At 53.0% G+C, this 2402-nt stretch carries 1 protein-coding gene; it reads right to left on the bottom strand.

Translation table 11 applies throughout. From position 1 onward, the window contains the following. Positions 1-225 precede the first annotated feature (225 nt). Positions 226-1401: an alpha/beta hydrolase gene (locus ACR0AD_RS21075; protein WP_480484963.1), complete on the bottom strand. Its 1176-nt coding sequence runs from the start codon at positions 1399-1401 to the stop codon at positions 226-228. Positions 1402-2402 lie beyond the last annotated feature (1001 nt).

Consider the following 2402-nt stretch of genomic DNA (forward strand, 5'->3'; position numbering starts at 1 on the left):
GAATTGTTTGACAGGTTCGCCATTCTTGCGCGGCGTAAAATTCACATTTGAGCAATGGTATCTTGACAGATTAATATGCCAAGAAAAATCGATTATACCTTCAACGTCATAAGTCTGACCTATGGATGACCTTACATAAGAGTTTCGATGTGATCCGAGGGAGCCTCGTGTGGCAAGCTGATCAGAATAGAGAATAGACGGGGATAACCAGACGGTTCCTTTCCTTCAGTACAAACGCCCCAGTTCCCTGATCCTTTGCGGATAATCGTCTGGAAAACGCCAGATGACTTCGCCGGGTGCGCGCACCAGTCCGCGCGCGGCGGGGTCTTTGTTGGTCAGCAATGACAGGAAAAGATCGCTGCTGGCCCATGGTGAAGATCGGAAGTACCAATGCCCGTTGCCAGTGCCCGCCTCTTCGGCATCCGTCACGTCGATGACATGCAGCCTTGGGGTCCGGGCCAGCTCCGCTTGCACCGCAGGCACTGCTTCGCCGGGCGGCGAAGTCTCTCCGACGCGCTTGCGGCCAAAAACAAGCCTAGACATCGCCAGCGCGGAATCCGTTTGCGACTGATAGATCGTCAGGTCCGTAACCGCATCGAGAAGACCGTCCTCGATAGCATGAATGAAATAAGCGCGATCCAGATCGCTGCCGATCAGGATGAGCTTGCCCAACCGCGCGTTTCCCTCGGCCCCCAAAGCAATTTGATAGGCGGCGTCAAATGCCAGCCTTGTCCCGGCACTGTAGCCAATCAGGTGGATGCGACGGGCATCGGTAAGGGCCGAGAGAAAGGCAATCAGCTCGCGCAGATAGCGTCGCGAGGCCAGCGCCGATTCCTGATCGCGGAAATAGGCCAGCGTACTTGGGGTTGCTGTCCAGTTGTAACTGATGAAAGCGCCCTGATAGCCCAGGAAATGTTGCAACTGGCTTGAGACCAGAGTGGAATAGTCGAAATCCACATTATAGCCATGAATGTAGATGAAAATGTCCTTGTTGGCCGATTGTGCCAATTGCGCACTGATTTGTGACGCAAAATGGCTGCCGGCGGCTTCGACTTCGGCACGGCTGGGTGGCGTATCCATGTAATTGATAGCGCTGAACGGCAGAATGCCGGTCTCGGTCACGCCCACCACCCGCAGCCTATAGTCCCGATCCCGCGCCGCGGCGAGCGTTATGCGCCTTGCGTTTTCCCAGCTTTCAAGCGGCGGGTCCGACGCAATCTGCGCGACACCCGCCCGCAGCACGTGCCCCCGTGCATTATTGTAGCTTTTCTGCGGGTCGTCCGGTTCTGCGGGCTGGCGGTCGGTTGCGTAAAACAGACGCGCCCGCGACTCGAAATTACCCTCGGTCACATCCCCGAACGGGTCAAGCGTGCCATTGGCAAAGACCGTTGGCGAAGGCATGATGTCAATTTCATTGTAGGTTTTCGCCGCACACCCCGTCAGGGTTATGAAGATAATTAGCCAACAGAACCTATGCATCAGACACTTTACGCCCCAGAATTTCCGCCGCATTGAGATCTGCCGGCACGAGCTTTCAACCATTTTTGCAAATGGACCATCTTTGGCAAGCCTTAGAGGATGCCTGCGACAACGATGGCAGCAGATTGCGGGCCGTGACCGTGGATGATGTTGTCAGAGAGACGTTTGAAGAGTTCGAGTAAGCGGCCACATTAACCAATGTTCGCCGATTTCGGGGTCGGCTTCTTGATGAGTCTTTTACAATGTGAAGCTACGCAAAGGCGAAAGGGACCATGTGAAAACGGCTATGAAACGGGCCAGATGTTCATCAAGGTGAAGGGCATGTGCGAATAGTCATGAACGTTTCCTGCACTGAAAAGGTTCGCACCAGAATTTTACCACTCTTGGCTGTCCGGCTCCCGCCGCAAGTTTGTGGGCTCCAAAAGGATGTTTGTTTGCTGTTTTTTACCTTGGCCTCACCCTATCCAGGGATCGAAGCTTCCAGAGAACCCGGCGCAATTCAGCGGTTTTTCGATTGGATGAAACTCCTCCAGTGCACTGCCTGTGCCCCAAAGTTAGAACGGTTTGCGATCGTGTGGCTTTTTGTTGCTTTTTCTTGACCGAGCAAACGAATTGATACATTTTACCAAAATAAAACCAGAATGGAGCACAAATTATCACGAATATAGACCGTTTTTGTCGCTCCATACCGCCCTTGAGTCAGAGGTTTCGTCTCGGTGTAAGGATGGTTTCGGAGCGGCGGCAGTGCTAATAACAGAATGTCCTGTGCGGACTGGTTATGGTAACCTGAAATAGAAAGGTATCGCCCCGACAGTTTGCAGTTAACTGCACATTATTAGGGTGCAATTCTGTCAAATTGGCGGTCACTGGCTTCACTTGACCCAAAGCGCCTCGAAAAAGAAGGCACCCAACAAAAATGATCA

This window comes from Ruegeria sp. BH8, assembly GCF_056538065.1.